Source organism: Caproiciproducens lactatisolvens, from assembly GCF_052443335.1.
In the GTDB taxonomy this organism is placed as follows: Bacteria; Bacillota; Clostridia; order Oscillospirales; family Acutalibacteraceae; genus Caproiciproducens.
Window position 1 is genome coordinate 1944560 of sequence record NZ_CP195750.1, and the last position, 15148, is coordinate 1959707.

Consider the following 15148-nt stretch of genomic DNA (forward strand, 5'->3'; position numbering starts at 1 on the left):
GGACATATTCCTATCAATTCAATAATATATTAAGTAAAGGTGATAAGATGGCACGTTTTGTTTACGCGGACAACGCCGCGACGACTCCTGTTTCCAAATCCGTTCTGGAAGCGATGGAGCCTTTCTATACCCAGTATTATGGAAATCCCTCCAGTTTGTATTCTGTGGGACGGACGGCCAAAAAGCCGCTTGAGCAGGCGCGGGAGACCGTCGCCCAGTGCTTAGGCGCATTGCCGAATGAAATCTTTTTCACGTCCGGCGGCAGCGAAGGCGACAACTGGGCGCTGAAGGGCGTTGCCCACGAGCAGGCGAAAAAAGGCAAGAAACATATTATCACTTCCAAGTTTGAGCATCACGCGATCCTCCACTCCTGCGAAGCGCTCGAGAAAGAGGGTTTTGAGGTCACCTATCTGGACGTTCACAGCGACGGCCTTGTCAGGCCGGAAGAGCTGGAAGCGGCCATCCGTGACGATACTGCGATCGTTTCCATTATGTACGCGAACAACGAAATCGGCACCATCCAGCCGATTGCCGAAATCGGGGCCATCTGCAAAAAGCACGGCGTGATTTTTCACACCGACGCGGTGCAGGCAGTGGGCAACCTCCACATCGATGTGAAGAAGCAGAATATCGACCTGCTGTCTCTTTCCGGCCATAAATTCCACGCGCCGAAGGGCGTCGGCGCGCTGTATATCCGCAACGGCATCAAAATGCCGAACCTGATCGACGGCGGCGCGCAGGAACGCGGCCGCAGAGCCGGAACGGAAAACGTCGCCGGAATCGTGGGCCTGAGCGTTGCGCTGAAAGAAGCCTGCGCAAACATCGACGAGCGTGCCGAACGCCTCACAAAGATGCGGGACAGGCTGATCGGCGAGCTGCTGAAAATCGACCGTTCCCACATCAACGGCGACCGGGTAAAACGTCTGCCGGGCAATATCAACATGTGCTTTGAGGGCATTGAGGGCGAATCGCTTCTGTTAAGGCTTGACCTGAACGGAATCTGCGCTTCCTCCGGTTCGGCCTGCACCTCCGGTTCCCTCGACCCAAGCCACGTACTGCTGGCGATCGGCCTTCCCCATGAGATTGCCCACGGTTCCCTGAGAATCACCTTCAGCGAACAGAACACGGAGGAAGACGTTGATTATATTCTGGAGGTGCTTCCGAAAATCATAGAGTATCTCCGTTCCATGTCCCCGCTGTGGGAAGAAATCGTCTCCGGACAGAAGTCCTATTCTCAGAACATTTTTTAAGGAACAGGTTCCTATTTATAATTACTAAGAGAGGTAATGAACATGGCATACAGCGAAAAAGTGATGGACCATTTTGCGAATCCGCGCAACGTCGGTGAAATTCCGGACGCAAGCGGTGTCGGCGAAGTCGGCAACCCGAAGTGCGGGGATATTATGAGGATGTACATTAAGGTTGACGGCGACGTCATTTCGGACGTAAAGTTCAAGACCTTCGGATGCGGCGCCGCGATCGCGACCAGCTCCATGGCGACCGAGCTGATTAAGGGGAAAAAAATCGAGGACGCCTTAAAGCTGACAAACAGAGCGGTTATGGAAGCGCTGGACGGCCTTCCGCCGGTCAAGGTGCACTGCTCCGTATTGGCCGAACAGGCAATTAAAGCCGCTGTCGCGGACTATTACAAAAAGAAAGGGATTGACCCCGGCCCGCTGGTCGGCGAGATTCCGGAGTGTGAGTCCTGCGCCTGCGACCTGCACTAAGAAGATGCCTTGCAAAAAGAGTTTATTACAGAACACCGAAAATAAAATTACACAAAGAGCCGGAAAGAACGTGGTTTGACGTTCTTTCCGGCTCTTTGCTTTGTACCCGTTCGGGCCCGGTCAATTCTTTGTAAAGGCGATCAATTCTTTATTGAACTGCTCCATCTGATCGTAGAAAAGGAAATGACCGCACTGGTTAAAAGGAACCAGCTTTGAATTCCGGATCCCCTGGTTCTGCGCGACGGCCAGCGGATACAGACAGACCCGGTCGTTCAGGCCGTGTAAAATCAGGGTCGGAACGTTGATCTTCGCCATGTCGTCGAACAAAACCTCTTTGATCCACGTATTTGCGATGGCAGCGGTCGACCAGCTCGCAGCCTGCAGCCCCAGCTGGAAAATCCAGTCGGACAGCGGAATGCCGACGCGGTGGAAAAAGATCATATTCCCAAAATCCCGCAGCATCTTAGGACGGTCCGTGTAAGTACCCTGAATGATATCCAGCACGGCCTGTTCCTTCAGCCCATTCGGGAAATAGGGCCGCTGAATGAGACTGGGCGCGGCCGCGGCAAAAAGAGCCAGCTTTGACACGCCGTACCCGTTGTGCCTGGCCATATAGCGGATACAGATCGCTCCGCCCGTGGAATGCCCTCCCAGCGTAATGTCTTTCAGCTGGAAAGCATCGATCACGGCGCGTACGTCGTCGGCCAGCCGGTTATAGTCGTACCCGCTCCAGGGCTTGTCGGACATTCCGAAGCCCCGGCAGTCGATGGCCACACAGCGGTACCCCAGCTTGGGAAGCTGGTTCAACTGGTATTCAAACAGATTATGATTTCCGGGCCAGCCGTGAACAAACAGAATGGTTTTATTCCCGGCCGGGTTTAAATCTTCAACGTAAATATTGACGTTCTGCTCTACCGATACGTAATACCCCACACAATCACCTTCAATCCCATATTGATCCCGATTGCCTACAGGAATATTTATGTTTGCCGTCAACCCAAAAGAACCCCCGGCCTGTAAAAAGCCGGGGGTTCCTATTGCCTGCGCGGTTAAAAGCGCATCTGTCGATTAACCGGTCAGCCTATATCCTATAATGTCGTAGCTGTATCAGTGGATTTCGCTGCGCTGCTCCTTCAGCCTGGTAAAGAACCGTGGGTCCGGTATTACGTATTCCGGCTTTGGCAGAGCAATGCCCAGCGCTTCCCGCAGGACGTCCTCTATGGTTTCTACCGCGACGATCCGGATTTTTTCCTTGACTTCGTCGGGAATATCCTTCAAATCCGCCACATTGTCCTTTGGAATCAACGCCTTTCTGATTCCGGCGCGTTCCGCGGCCAGAAGCTTTTCTTTCAGCCCGCCGATCGGAAGCACCGTGCCCCTCAAAGTGATCTCACCCGTCATAGCCAGTCTGGAATCGACTTTTATGCCGGTAATCAGAGAGGCAAGGGCCGTAAAGAGCGTAATGCCCGCCGAGGGCCCATCCTTCGGCACGGCGCCGGACGGCACATGGATATGGATATCCTTTTCCTTGAACTTGATCGCATTGACCGGCAGACGGGATTTCAGCAGGCTGAGCGAAATCCTTGCGGACTCCTTCATGACGTCCCCCAGCTGGCCGGTCAGGATGATCTGGTCGTTGCCGGGCATCTCGGTCGCTTCAATGAACAGGATTTCCCCGCCCACCGGCGTCCATGCCAGACCGGTAACCACTCCGGGAGGATTCATTTCCTGAGCAACGTCGTGTCTCGACATTTTGCTGCCCAGAATCTCCTCCAGATCGTCCGCGGAAACGGTGTAAGGCCTTTCGACATCCCCAAGAACGATTTTCTCCGCCGCTTTTCTCGCAATGGAATCCAGCCTTTTCTTCAGCCCTCTGACGCCGGCCTCCATGGTATAATCGGCTATGATCTTCCGAAGGGCTTCGTCGCTGATCTGCACGTCGTCTTCGGTCAGGCCGTGCTCTTCCAGCGCTTCGCGAATGAGATGGTTCTTCCCGATATGGAATTTCTCACTTGAGGTGTAGCTGGAAAGCTGAATGACCTCCATCCGGTCCAGCAGGGGTCCGGGGATAGTCTCCAGCGAGTTTGCCGTCGCGATGAAAAAGACGTTGGACAGGTTGTAGGGAAGGTCAAGGTAATGATCCGTAAAGGTATCGTTCTGCTCCGGGTCAAGAACCTCCAGCAATGCGCTTGCCGGGTCTCCGTTATAGCCTGTCATCAGCTTGTCGACTTCGTCCAGCACCATGACCGGGTTCATGGTACCGGCTTTCTTCATGCTCTGGATAATCCGTCCCGGCATTGCGCCGATATAGGTTCTGCGATGTCCGCGGATTTCCGCCTCGTCGCGGATTCCCCCAAGGCTGAGCCGGACATATTTTCTGCCCAGCGCTTCGGCAATGCTCCGTCCCAGACTGGTTTTCCCGGTACCGGGAGGTCCGACCAGAAGCAGGATGGAACCCTGCTTATCCTTTTTCAGATGCAGCACCGCCAACTGCTGGATGATGCGGTCCTTTACCTTTTCAAGGCCGTAGTGCTGCTCGTCCAGAATGCGGCGGGCTTCCCTGATATCCACGGGCTTTTCTTCCTTCGTCTCCCACGGCAGCTCTACCAGCAGGTCAAGATAATTCTGAATGACGTTGTAATCCGCACTCGCGGGATTCTGGCTTTCCAGCTTGCTTAGCTCTTCCAGAGCTGCCTGCCGTATTTCTTCCGGCATATGCGCGTTCTCAATGCGGGTTCTGTAGTCCTTCCCTTTTTTCGCGGACTCCGGCTTTCCTTCGTTCAGCTCCTCCTGAATGGCCTGAAGCTGCTCGCGCAGGACCGCCTCGCGGTAGTTTTTGTTTGCCTTTTCGGAGAAGCGCTCCGTCATCTCAATCTGAAGCTTTATTTCCTCTTTGTAATGGAGGAAATAATCGATAAACGTCAAGCCGCGGTCTTTCAGGGAAGAAGTTTCCATCAGGATATACTTTTCCTGTCTGGAAAACGGCAGGAACTGGCATATGTAGCCAATCAGCACATTCAGGTCCCTGATTTCATCGATAGCCTTCATGACGCCGCCGGAATTCTTGAAATTCGCTCCGATCTGGTGAGCGATGTTCTGAATATAGCTTGCCATTTCTTTCTGGCTGTTTTCATTGAGGTCAATGACTTCGGGAATATCAACGGTATTGCCTGTGATGACGTCTTCCCGAATCACAAGATCGGAGACTTCCACACGGCTCATTGCCTTTACCTTAACAAGATGGCCCTTTTCGCCGGACATAATATCCAGCACCTGCAGCGCAATTCCTATTTTATAGAAATCCTCCGTCTCCAGTTCCTTTCTGTCCACCCGACGCTTTAACGGCAGCGCTGCGATTTTCTGATCTTTATTTTGCAGGACGGACAGCTCCTCTTCGCTTAACCGGCTGAATGCCAGCGGATAAACCATACCGGGCAGTAGAACGAGATCTTCAATTGGTATTATCAACATAAACAGTATCCTTTCTTTTTATAAATGAATGTTCGTTTATAATCTTTGTAAATAAAACAGGGTGGATTTTGAATCTTAATAGCCTCTGATTAATGCTTTCTGAATAATCGCAATTAATTCGTCCAGACGGTCTCTTGCGGCCTCCTCGGAGTCACAGTGCTTCACGGCAATGGTTTTCACCGGAGAGAACAGAATGGCGTACAGGTTATCGTTGCTGTAATTATTGAGAATTCGTCTCCTCTTCAAATCCGTGAGCAGTTGGTTCAGGTTTCCCGGTCCCTTCATAAACCCACATCCGGATTGAAGGGCGGGACAGGTGCTGAACTGCTCGATGAAGTGAAAGATCTCCTGATTCTCAACAATATAGGAATAATAGCTGCGGATCAGTTCTTCAATGATCTGTTCGCCCTCCATATTCGGGTTTAAGCATTCCAGCAGATATTGAAAGGTGTCTTCGGCATATTCCTGATAAATATCGCGCAGCATCGCGTCCTTGTTCTCATAATAAATATACACCGTCGCCGGAGAGACTCCCGCGGCATGGGCAATTTTAGAGATGGACGCGCCCTGAAATCCTTCTTTTAAAATTAATTCAACAACTGCGGTTTTAATACATCTCTGTTTTTCATCATCTTTTTTTCTCATACGCACCACCAAAATTTTTGATAAAGCGGAAGGATTACTATTATAATAAACGATCATTCATTTATTGTCAAGTGCCGACACTCTTTAAACTGTTAAATATTTGTGAAGATTCTAAAATCAGGGCTCATGCAAAACGTGGGATATGAACAACAGCCCCAGGGGCCATAATACCAGCCGCACCCCAAAGCATAACAAGTGATGCCAGCTGCAGGCGTCACTTGTTACTTTTTGATTTTACTGTCAGCCGGTGTCTCCGGCGAGTCACTGCAAGTTTCGGCAGTATAGAAAAAGCCTGCGCTCTCTTCTTTGAGAACACAAGCCTTGAAACATAAATGTCAATGGTTATGGTTGAAGACCAAACAGTTCCCGTATTTTTCCCTCATTCTCCGTCGTAACAGGCAGATCGTCCGGCATTTCGCCTTCATCAAAGTGGACAACCCGGGTACAGACCCGGCAGACCAGCTCATAATCATGGGTCACCACAAACACGACGCCGCCCTGCTTTGCCAGCCGCTCCATCAGGGCTGCCACCCGGATCATGCTGTCGTGATCGAGGCCGCTGGTCGGCTCGTCGAACACCAGAATATCCTTGCCGCACACCATACTCACCGCCACAGCCAGCCGCTGCTTCTGCCCGCCGGACAGGGTGTTTGGATGCTTCTCCCGGAAAGAAGAAAGCCCCAGTTCGTTTAGCGTCCTGTCTGCCAGCGCCGCATCCGGGTTCTTGATTCCGAACACGCACTCCTTTTCCACACTTTCCGCAAACAACTGGTATCCCACATCCTGCATAACGAGATAAGACCGTTTTCGGCGAGTCTTAGCGCTGAGGGACTTCCCTCCCCAAAGGAACTCCCCCTCGCAGCCCTTGTGCAGACCGCAGAGAGCCCGGGAGAAGGTGGTCTTGCCGGTACCGTTGTGCCCCGCCACGGCGATGATTTCACCGCGGGCGGCCTGCAGGCAGATATTTTCCAGCACCGCTTTTTTTGGGTAGCATAGCCTTACATTTTTCAGTTCCAGCATCGGTGCCTATGCGCATTCCGCACATTTTTGATGTTCCGCAATCAGGATGGTTTTCCCTTGGGCCTTGATGAGCTTTAAGTACTCCTTGAGCGCGCGAATGGAGTCCATATCCAGATTGGAGGAGGGTTCATCCAGCAAATAGATGTCCGGGTTCATGGCATAGACGGAGGCGAAAGCGATTTTCTGCTTCTCCCCGGCAGCATGGTGGTTTTCCCGCAGCCGCTGCGGCCGCAGAACAGCACGCACTCACCCGGGGAAATGCTGAGGTTTACATGCTGCAGCCCATCGGATTCCTGACCGGGGTAGGTAAAGGAAACGTCCTTCCACTCGATCATAAAAACACATCCTTCCAAAACAGTCCTGCCGCAAAATACGCAGTGAAGCATACAACAGCGAGCAGATCCGCCGCCCGAAAACGGATTTGCACCAGGCAGGTGCGTGGGCGGGGATTTTCAATCCCCCGGGTGACCGAGGCGATGGAGAGCTCGTCCGCCGCCTTGGAGGCCGCCATCATCAGGGGAACATAAAGGCACTCCACCGTCCTGACCGGGTGGGTCAGAAGTCCCGCAAGGCTGGGGGACACATCCCGCAGCCGCATGGCGTCCTTGATAAAATGCCAGTCTTCGCGGATGGCAGGCATATAGCGCAGCATCACGGCGAAAGGGATCACCAGCTTTTTCGGCGCGTGGATACGGCTCATGGCGGAGAGAAACTCGCTTACTTTTGTTGTGGCAATCATAATCCCCGCAAGGAACCCGCAGGGATAGACCTTATGGAAGAGGCCCAGAAAAGCCATTAGCGTGGTTTGGAGTGACGAACCATCTGTCCGCGTGACGGCAAGGGTCAGCAGGTAGAAAAGTACGTAAGCCGTGAATCCGAGGACGGCCTTTTTCCACTCACCGCACACCAGCGCCATCAAGGCCACCAGCACCACCAGACCTATCTCATACATAAGACTGGGCGCCATAGTGGCGCCCAGTACGGTCAAAAGCAGTAAAAGAAGTTTTGTCCTCGGGTCAAACCGCAGTCCCGCTTTTGTTCCATCGCTCATGCGGTAATGCCGGTTTTCAAACTGTTTTTTCAACAGTTTGCCGCCCACGAAGCCGCTGAAAGCGCCAACCACAGCGGTGCCCAGCAGGATCACCGGCAGCATCCACCCCTGCGCCGCGCCGTTCATGGCGTCCAGATAACTTTGGGCCGTGCCTCCACCCAGCATCAGGCTGCTCCACGCAGTGGGATCCGCAAAAAACGCTATGTAGGTGCCGGTAGCTCCCAGACACAGGCAGATATACGCCACGATGTTGAGCTTCACGCTGCGGTACTTTTTAGTTCCGGCAATCAGATCTCCCAGAAGACCGCCCAGAACATATTCTATATCCATGTCCCAGTGCATACCGGTGGCAAAAAAAATCAGACCGGCCAAAATGCCGACGATGGGAATGGGGCCGCGCTTGGGCACCTTGGCCACCAGCAGCAGAAAGACAGGACCACCCAGCAGCGCGCTGCCCAAAGGCATATAAAATGTCAGCAGTGGATTCGGCGCAAAGGGCAGACCGCCGGTCAGCATCGTCACCCAAATGAGCGCTACAAAAATACCGGTAGTCACCAGGTCTTTGACCGTCAGTCCCTTTTGATTGGAAACTTTTTGATTTACCATGTAGAAACCTCCTCTTGCCATTGCCCCATCCTGTATCCATGAAAGAGGCAATATATATCCGGTTAGGCATTGCTAACCCAAAACTTATCATACAGAATAGTATGCGGTTTCGCAATTGGGGCGGACGGAGTTCGTCCAAATGTGATAAAAAAGCGTCCGTTTGGAACGTGCCTCTCTATCTTAGCGTCTGAGACGCCGCCCACATGGCCGCATACTTCCCGCCGGCGGCGGCCAGCTCGTCATGGGTACCGCTCTCTGCCACGCGGCCGCTATCCAGCACCAGAATTCTATCGGCGTGCTTTACAATGGGCAGGGTGTGGGCAATCATCACCACGGTCTTATCGGCACCCAGCAGATTTGTCACCGCCTGCTTCACCAGCAGTTCGTTTTCAATGTCCAGAGAGGCGGTGGCCTCATCCAGCAAAATGATGGGGCTGTCCTTCAGAATGGCCCGCGCCACGCTGAGCCGCTGGCGCTCGCCGCCCGAGAGCCGGTTTCCGTTTTCACCGATCCCGGTGTCGTAGCCCTGTTCCATCGCCTGAATAAAACCGTCACAGTTGGCAAGACGGCAGGCTGCCTCAATGTCCGCATCAGTGGCGCCCGGCCGGGCATAGCGGATGTTATTGCGGACCGTATCGTTGAAGAGGAATACATCCTGATCCACCAGGCTGATATACGACAGTACCTGCTCGGATGGAGCGTTTGCAATGTTGCAGCCGCCGATGGTGACGCTCCCGCGCTGGGGCGCGTAATACTTGGAGATCAGGTTGAGTATGGTGGATTTGCCCGCGCCGGAGTCGCCGACGACGGCGGTAAGGCTGCGCGCGGGAATGGTAAAGCTGGCCCTTTGCAACACCGGCTTTCCCTCCACATAGGAAAAGTCCACGTCCTTAAACCGAATCTCGGCGTTCTTGGGGAAGAAGGAAGCATCTTCGGCCGGTTCCTCCTCTTCTGCAAGGATGCCGCTGATCTTCTTTTTGGAGATAAGCAAATTGCGGTAGGCTGTCAGGTCGATAAACAGAGTCAGGTTCAGCTTCGCCACAAAGATGGGCAGCATAATAAGTAAAATCACAGCTGCCGGCTCCAGCGCGCCGGAAAGCCAGCCCTGCACCGACAGGATGATGGCCGCCGCCAACGCCACATAGCTGCAGAAGACAAAACCGAATCCAATTGGCAGAATTGCCTTTTCATATTCGTAACTGACATTGGAATATTCCCGCATGGCCTCGGTCACCGATTCATTCTTGGTGCCTACCAGCGCATAGGAGCGAAGGGTCTGGCTGCCGGTGAGATACTCGGTAATGACGCTGACATTTTCCTCCCGAGCCCGGTTCTTTCGGATGCCGTAGACATTGACCTGCCGATTCTCTCTCCATCGAAATGCTGGCAAAGATCGCCTGTATGGGTACAACCAAGCTCAAATGCTGTTTCAAAAGCTACTTTGACTGCACTGTGGCCGACTACATCCAGCGGGTACGCATTGACCAGGCGGAGCATCTGTTGGCCTATACCGACCTGCCAGTAGGAGAGGTGGCAAAGGCTGTGGGCTATACCGCCGCCGGGCATTTCGCCGAACTGTTCCGTAGTGCCAAGGGCATATTGCCCCTGGAATACCGAAAAGCTATGTGGGAGCGCCAAGGAACCACACCCCCATATATAAAGATTATGAAATGATTACAATTCCATATTCTTTTCCTTTTGCGTTTGCTCCCTCTGTTCTTGTTGCAAAATACTGTAAACATTTTCATGGATTTGCTCGACTCCCCTAACCTCGTCTTTCCGTTTCGTGTTGCTACATAAAAATTTCAAGGCGGTGGCATAAGTGTCATACCGGGTAATATCCTCAATATCGTCAATGGACTTTGGTGGACATTCCTACGGGAGCCATATTGATGCAAAGGAAGGAAAATAACATGGGATTTGTACCGCAAATGACAGATTCGGTCATGGATATCTGGAATGCTTATTTAGAGCATCCCTTTATCCGGGAAATGTCAGATGGGACCTTGCCGGAAAACAAGATGAAATGGTATATTATTGAGGACAGTCTTTGCCTGAGAGAATATGTTAAAGTATCGGCAGCTTAATGCGGAAACGAGAAACAGCGCACTGACTTCAAAAATCTGTGCGCTGTTTGCTGTTTAAAATATTATTTTCTTTTTCCCACGCCGTTTCTCATCGAGCTCATATCCGTCGATTTTGGTGCTTTTCGCAAGACTCCCGCCTACTTTAGCAAAACGTAAAATTTCTTTAGCAGAGTGCGCAATAAAAAAAGCCGCATCAAACAGCTCACAAATGGCTATCTGATGCGGCTTTTTCATGGTGGGCCATCAAGGACTCGAACCTTGGACCGACCGGTTATGAGCCGGTTGCTCTAACCAACTGAGCTAATGGCCCGTATTAAAACGAAGGGCAGAAAAGAATTCTGCCTAACAAAGCGCTTGAATATAATACCATAAATCCGTATAAAATGCAATCTCAAGTTGTAATTTTTACAACCCAAACGCTGTCATCAAATAAGCGATCACCTCGTTGCAGAGACTGAATAAAAGGTGCAGATCAATACAGCCACGTCGATCGGCTTTCTCTCAGATACGTGAAAATATAAAGAACTTCTTTATTATCTTAATAACAGATTCCTTCGTCTCTCCGGATTAGCCCGTCTCTTGATCCAAGGCCCAAACAAATCTAAGGGGGGGTGTTTCCTTAACGCCCTGAATCTCCTTCAGGATATGCGGATAAAACATAAAGACCACCAATCATTCGACTGGTGATCTTCTCTGGCTCCCCAAGTTGGACTCGAACCAACGACCCTGCGGTTAACAGCCGCATGCTCTACCGGCTGAGCTATTGAGGATTATTTGTGTTGGCACCTTCCTATTGTCCCGGGCCGTTACCAGCCAAGTATCTTCGGCACCAGTGAGCTTAACTTCCGTGTTCGGGATGGGAACGGGTGGACCCTCACCGTCATCAGCACCAACTTATTTACTTTTGGACTTTGCAGTCGGCACACGCCTACGGCGATGACCTCAGACAGCCACTTGAAATCTCTGCCCTTGCTTTCCTGTGGAAGACCGGAGTTCGATTCTCCGGCTCAGCGGAAACAAAAACCAATTGCGATTGAACAGAAAATGGTGACCCGTGGGAGGACTTTGCAGTCGGCACACGCCTTCGGCGATGACCTCAGACAGCCACTTGAAATCTCTGCCCTTGCTTTCCTGTGGAAGACCGGAGTTCGATTCTCCGGCTCAGCGGAAACAAAAACCAATTGCGATTGAACAGAAAATGGTGACCCGTGGGAGAATCGAACTCCCGTTATCGGCGTGAGAGGCCGGTGTCTTAACCGCTTGACCAACGGGCCATATCTTTCATACAGTCAGATGCAGAGGCCAGAGGCTCCAGCCCCCGTTCCGACTTCTTAATGGTGCACCATCAGGGACTCGAACCCGGGACACCCTGATTAAGAGTCAGGTGCTCTACCAACTGAGCTAATGGTGCATATGGCAGGTTGAGCCTGCACGCTCCGGATTTTCATCCGCTGCTCTTTGCTTTTCAGGTACTTTTGTACACTGAAAACTGAATAAAGGGAGGGAAGCAGAATGAGAAATAGAGGGTTGCCAAGAAAAATATGGTCAAGCCCTCGGCCTATTAGTACTGCCAAGCTGAATACGTTACCGTACTTACACACGCAGCCTATCAACCTTGTAGTCTTCAAGGGGCCTTACTAGCTTACGCTATGGGATATCTAATCTTGGAGCCGGCTTCACGCTTAGATGCTTTCAGCGTTTATCCGATCCGCACATAGTTGCCCAGCTGTGCCATTGGCATGACAACTGGTGCGCCAGCGGTGCGTCCATCCCGGTCCTCTCGTACTAAGGACAGCTCTCCTCAAATATCCTGCGCCCACGACAGATAGGGACCGAACTGTCTCACGACGTTCTGAACCCAGCTCGCGTACCACTTTAATCGGCGAACAGCCGAACCCTTGGGACCGAATACAGCCCCAGGATGTGATGAGCCGACATCGAGGTGCCAAACCTCCCCGTCGATGTGGACTCTTGGGGGAGATCAGCCTGTTATCCCCAGGGTAGCTTTTATCCGTTGAGCGACGGCAATTCCACTCTCATACCGCCGGATCACTAACTCCAACTTTCGTTACTGCTCGGGCCGTCACCCTCGCAGTTAGGCCAGCTTACGCGTTTACACTCAAAGGCACGGTTTCCGTCCGTGCTGAGCTGACCTTTGAGCGCCTCCGTTACTCTTTTGGAGGCGACCGCCCCAGTCAAACTGCCCGTCTAACAATGTCCCCCGGCCGGATTCACGGCCGCAGGTTAGAATTTCAGCAACTTAAGAGTGGTATCCCAACAGCGACTCCGCAAAGGCTGGCGCCCTTGCTTCGCAGTCTCCCACCTATCCTGTACATAAATTACCGAAACCCAATATTAAACTGCAGTAAAGCTCCATGGGGTCTTTCCGTCTTGTCGCGGGTAACCGGCATCTTCACCGGTACTACAATTTCGCCGGGCGGGTAATTGAGACAGTGCCCAGATCGTTACACCATTCGTGCGGGTCGGAACTTACCCGACAAGGAATTTCGCTACCTTAGGACCGTTATAGTTACGGCCGCCGTTTACTGGGGCTTCAATTCAATGCTTGCACATCTCCTCTTAACCTTCCAGCACCGGGCAGGTGTCAGCCCCTATACTTCATCTTGCGATTTGGCAGAGACCTGTGTTTTTGCTAAACAGTCGCCTGGGCCTATTCTCTGCGGCCACATTGCTGTGGCACCCCTTTTCCCTAAGTTACGGGGTCAATTTGCCGAGTTCCTTAACTACCCTTCTCCCGTTGGCCTTGGAATTCTCTTCCTATCTACCTGTGTCGGTTTGCGGTACGGGCGCCTCAGATATCCATAAGACTTTTCTCGCCCTGCTCTATGCATACTTCCCTACTCTAATTTCGGTCCCTTACGCCCGGGTCAACCATCGCCCGGGTTATGCCCTTTGCAGGTGTCCTCTTACTTAAATCTTTTGGCGGCTACGGAATTTCCACCGTATGTGCATCGGCTACGCCTCTCGGCCTCACCTTAGCTCCCGGCTTACTTGGAGCGGACGAACCTTCCTCCAAAAACCTTAGACTTTCGGCCAATATGATTCTCACACATTTCTCGCTACTCATTCCGGCATTCTCACTTGAATAAAGTCCACCAGCGCTTCCGCTCTGACTTCACCCCTTATTCAACGCTCTCCTACCATTCCTTGCGGAATCCCAAGCTTCGGTATATGATTTAGCCCCGTTAAATTTTCGGCGCAGGGTCACTCGACCAGTGAGCTATTACGCACTCTTTTAATGAGTGGCTGCTTCTAAGCCAACATCCTGGTTGTCTGTGCAACCCCACATCCTTTTCCACTTAACCATATTTGGGGACCTTAGCTGTGGGTCTGGGCTGTTTCCCTTTTGACAACGAAACTTATCTCACGCTGTCTGACTCCCGTACATCAATTATCCGGCATTCTGAGTTTGATAGGTTTCAGTAGCCTTTCGGCCCCTAGACCATTCAGTGCTTTACCTCCGGTAATCTAATACGAGGCTAGCCCTAAAGCTATTTCGGAGAGAACCAGCTATCTCCGGGTTCGATTGGAATTTCTCCGCTACCCACACCTCATCCGCTACTATTTCAACAGGAGTCGGTTCGGTCCTCCATGGGGTTTTACCCCCACTTCAACCTGGACATGGGTAGGTCACCCGGTTTCGGGTCGAATACAACTGACTTCATACGCCCATTTCAGACTCGGTTTCCCTGCGGCTCCGTCCCTTAAGGACTTAACCTTGCCAGTTACATTCACTCGCCGGACCATTCTACAAAAGGTACCCGATCACCCTTTGACGGGCTCTCGGTGCTTGTAAGCACAAGGTTTCAGGTTCTCTTTCACTCCCCTTCCGGGGTCCTTTTCACCTTTCCTTCACAGTACTCTTCACTATCGGTCACTGGGTAGTATTTAGGCTTGGAGGGTGGTCCCCCCATATTCCCACCGGGTTTCACGTGTCCGGCGGTACTCTGGATACAGCTAAGCGCTTTCCTTTTTCGCATACGTGACTCTCACACTGTTTCGTTGGCCTTCCCATGCCATTCTGCTAAATTCCAGCGTCCATGTTGCTGTCCGAACCCCGGGAGTATTGCTACTCCCGGTTTGGCCTCTTCCGCGTTCGCTCGCCACTACTAGCGGAATCTCATTTGATGTCTTTTCCTCGCCCTACTTAGATGTTTCAGTTCAGGCGGTTCCCCTCATACACCTATGAATTCAGTGTATGATAACTGGACATGACTCCAGTTGGATTGCTCCATTCGGATATCTATGGATCAATGCCCACTTACGGCTCCCCATAGCTTTTCGCAGTTAGTCGCGTCCTTCTTCGGCTCCCAGTGCCAAGGCATTCCCCTTGCGCTCTTTGTAGCTTGACCATGTGTTTTTTCTTGGTTCTTCTTTAAAAATTTGAAATTGTAGATTTTAAATCTAAAAATAACAAGTTATTTTTCGCTTAATATCTGCTTCTTCTTTATTCAGTTTTCAATGTACACGGCCGCAGGCCGTTTCGTCGCGGGACAGCACTCAGATCAAAAGACCCGTTC

Annotated in this window: 10 protein-coding genes, 4 tRNA genes, 2 rRNA genes and 1 pseudogene; 4 read left to right on the forward strand and 13 right to left on the reverse strand. The window is 51.9% G+C overall.

The genetic code is table 11. The features are described from left to right. Positions 1-47: 47 nt before the first annotated feature. Together nifS and nifU are read left to right on the forward strand one after the other, a co-directional pair. Positions 48-1250 carry a cysteine desulfurase NifS gene (nifS, locus tag ACRQV7_RS09565; protein ID WP_444657953.1) on the forward strand — a complete coding sequence of 401 codons (1203 nt, stop codon included), beginning with the start codon at positions 48-50 and terminating at the stop codon, positions 1248-1250. Positions 1251-1292: 42 nt separating this feature from the next. Next, positions 1293-1727, forward strand: coding sequence for a Fe-S cluster assembly scaffold protein NifU (gene nifU / locus ACRQV7_RS09570; protein WP_275717590.1), 435 nt, complete (start codon positions 1293-1295; stop codon positions 1725-1727). A gap of 120 nt (positions 1728-1847) precedes the next feature. Here the strand turns inward: nifU and ACRQV7_RS09575 are convergent, their stop codons facing one another. The 6 genes and pseudogenes from ACRQV7_RS09575 to ACRQV7_RS09600 form a co-directional block, all read right to left on the reverse strand. Continuing rightward, on the reverse strand, positions 1848-2660 hold the full coding sequence (locus tag ACRQV7_RS09575; RefSeq protein WP_444657954.1) for an alpha/beta fold hydrolase: 813 nt from the start codon (positions 2658-2660) through the stop codon (positions 1848-1850). 174 nt (positions 2661-2834) lie between these two features. Beyond that, complete coding sequence (gene lon, locus ACRQV7_RS09580) at positions 2835-5198, reverse strand: endopeptidase La (RefSeq protein ID WP_444657955.1); 2364 nt, start codon at positions 5196-5198, stop codon at positions 2835-2837. A gap of 75 nt (positions 5199-5273) precedes the next feature. Next, positions 5274-5843 carry a TetR/AcrR family transcriptional regulator gene (locus ACRQV7_RS09585; protein WP_275717587.1) on the reverse strand — a complete coding sequence of 190 codons (570 nt, stop codon included), beginning with the start codon at positions 5841-5843 and terminating at the stop codon, positions 5274-5276. A gap of 342 nt (positions 5844-6185) precedes the next feature. Beyond that, positions 6186-7198, reverse strand: a pseudogene (locus ACRQV7_RS09590) (ATP-binding cassette domain-containing protein). Then, positions 7195-8520, reverse strand: coding sequence for an MptD family putative ECF transporter S component (locus ACRQV7_RS09595; protein ID WP_444657956.1), 1326 nt, complete (start codon positions 8518-8520; stop codon positions 7195-7197). Before ACRQV7_RS09595 ends, ACRQV7_RS09590 begins: the two are co-directional and overlap by 4 nt. 175 nt (positions 8521-8695) lie before the next feature. Further along, positions 8696-9910, reverse strand: a complete 1215-nt coding sequence (locus ACRQV7_RS09600; protein ID WP_444657957.1) for an ABC transporter ATP-binding protein — start codon at positions 9908-9910, stop codon at positions 8696-8698. Between the two features lie 11 nt (positions 9911-9921). Between ACRQV7_RS09600 and ACRQV7_RS09605 the strand changes: the two genes are divergently transcribed. Next, positions 9922-10194 (forward strand): helix-turn-helix domain-containing protein, encoded by a 273-nt coding sequence (locus tag ACRQV7_RS09605; RefSeq protein WP_444657958.1) that lies wholly within the window; start codon positions 9922-9924, stop codon positions 10192-10194. A 218-nt stretch (positions 10195-10412) separates the two neighbouring features. Next, a complete protein-coding gene (locus ACRQV7_RS09610) occupies positions 10413-10607 on the forward strand; it encodes a hypothetical protein (RefSeq protein WP_444657959.1) in 195 nt (64 codons plus the stop codon). 54 nt (positions 10608-10661) lie between these two features. Here ACRQV7_RS09610 and ACRQV7_RS09615 read toward each other — a convergent pair whose 3' ends face one another. The 7 genes from ACRQV7_RS09615 to ACRQV7_RS09645 form a co-directional block, all read right to left on the reverse strand. Then, the gene (locus tag ACRQV7_RS09615) at positions 10662-10841 is read right to left on the reverse strand and encodes a hypothetical protein (protein WP_275717584.1); all 180 of its coding nucleotides are present in this window, start codon (positions 10839-10841) and stop codon (positions 10662-10664) included. Next, positions 10841-10917, reverse strand: a tRNA-Ile gene (locus ACRQV7_RS09620). Before ACRQV7_RS09620 ends, ACRQV7_RS09615 begins: the two co-directional genes overlap by 1 nt. A gap of 384 nt (positions 10918-11301) precedes the next feature. Continuing rightward, a tRNA-Asn gene (locus ACRQV7_RS09625) sits at positions 11302-11377 on the reverse strand. A 7-nt stretch (positions 11378-11384) separates the two neighbouring features. Further along, positions 11385-11501: ribosomal RNA gene (rrf, locus tag ACRQV7_RS09630) — 5S ribosomal RNA — on the reverse strand. A gap of 305 nt (positions 11502-11806) precedes the next feature. Continuing rightward, a tRNA-Glu gene (locus ACRQV7_RS09635) sits at positions 11807-11881 on the reverse strand. Between the two features lie 61 nt (positions 11882-11942). Further along, positions 11943-12018 (reverse strand) — tRNA-Lys (locus tag ACRQV7_RS09640). A 130-nt stretch (positions 12019-12148) separates the two neighbouring features. Then, positions 12149-14980: ribosomal RNA gene (locus ACRQV7_RS09645) — 23S ribosomal RNA — on the reverse strand. Positions 14981-15148: the final 168 nt, after the last annotated feature.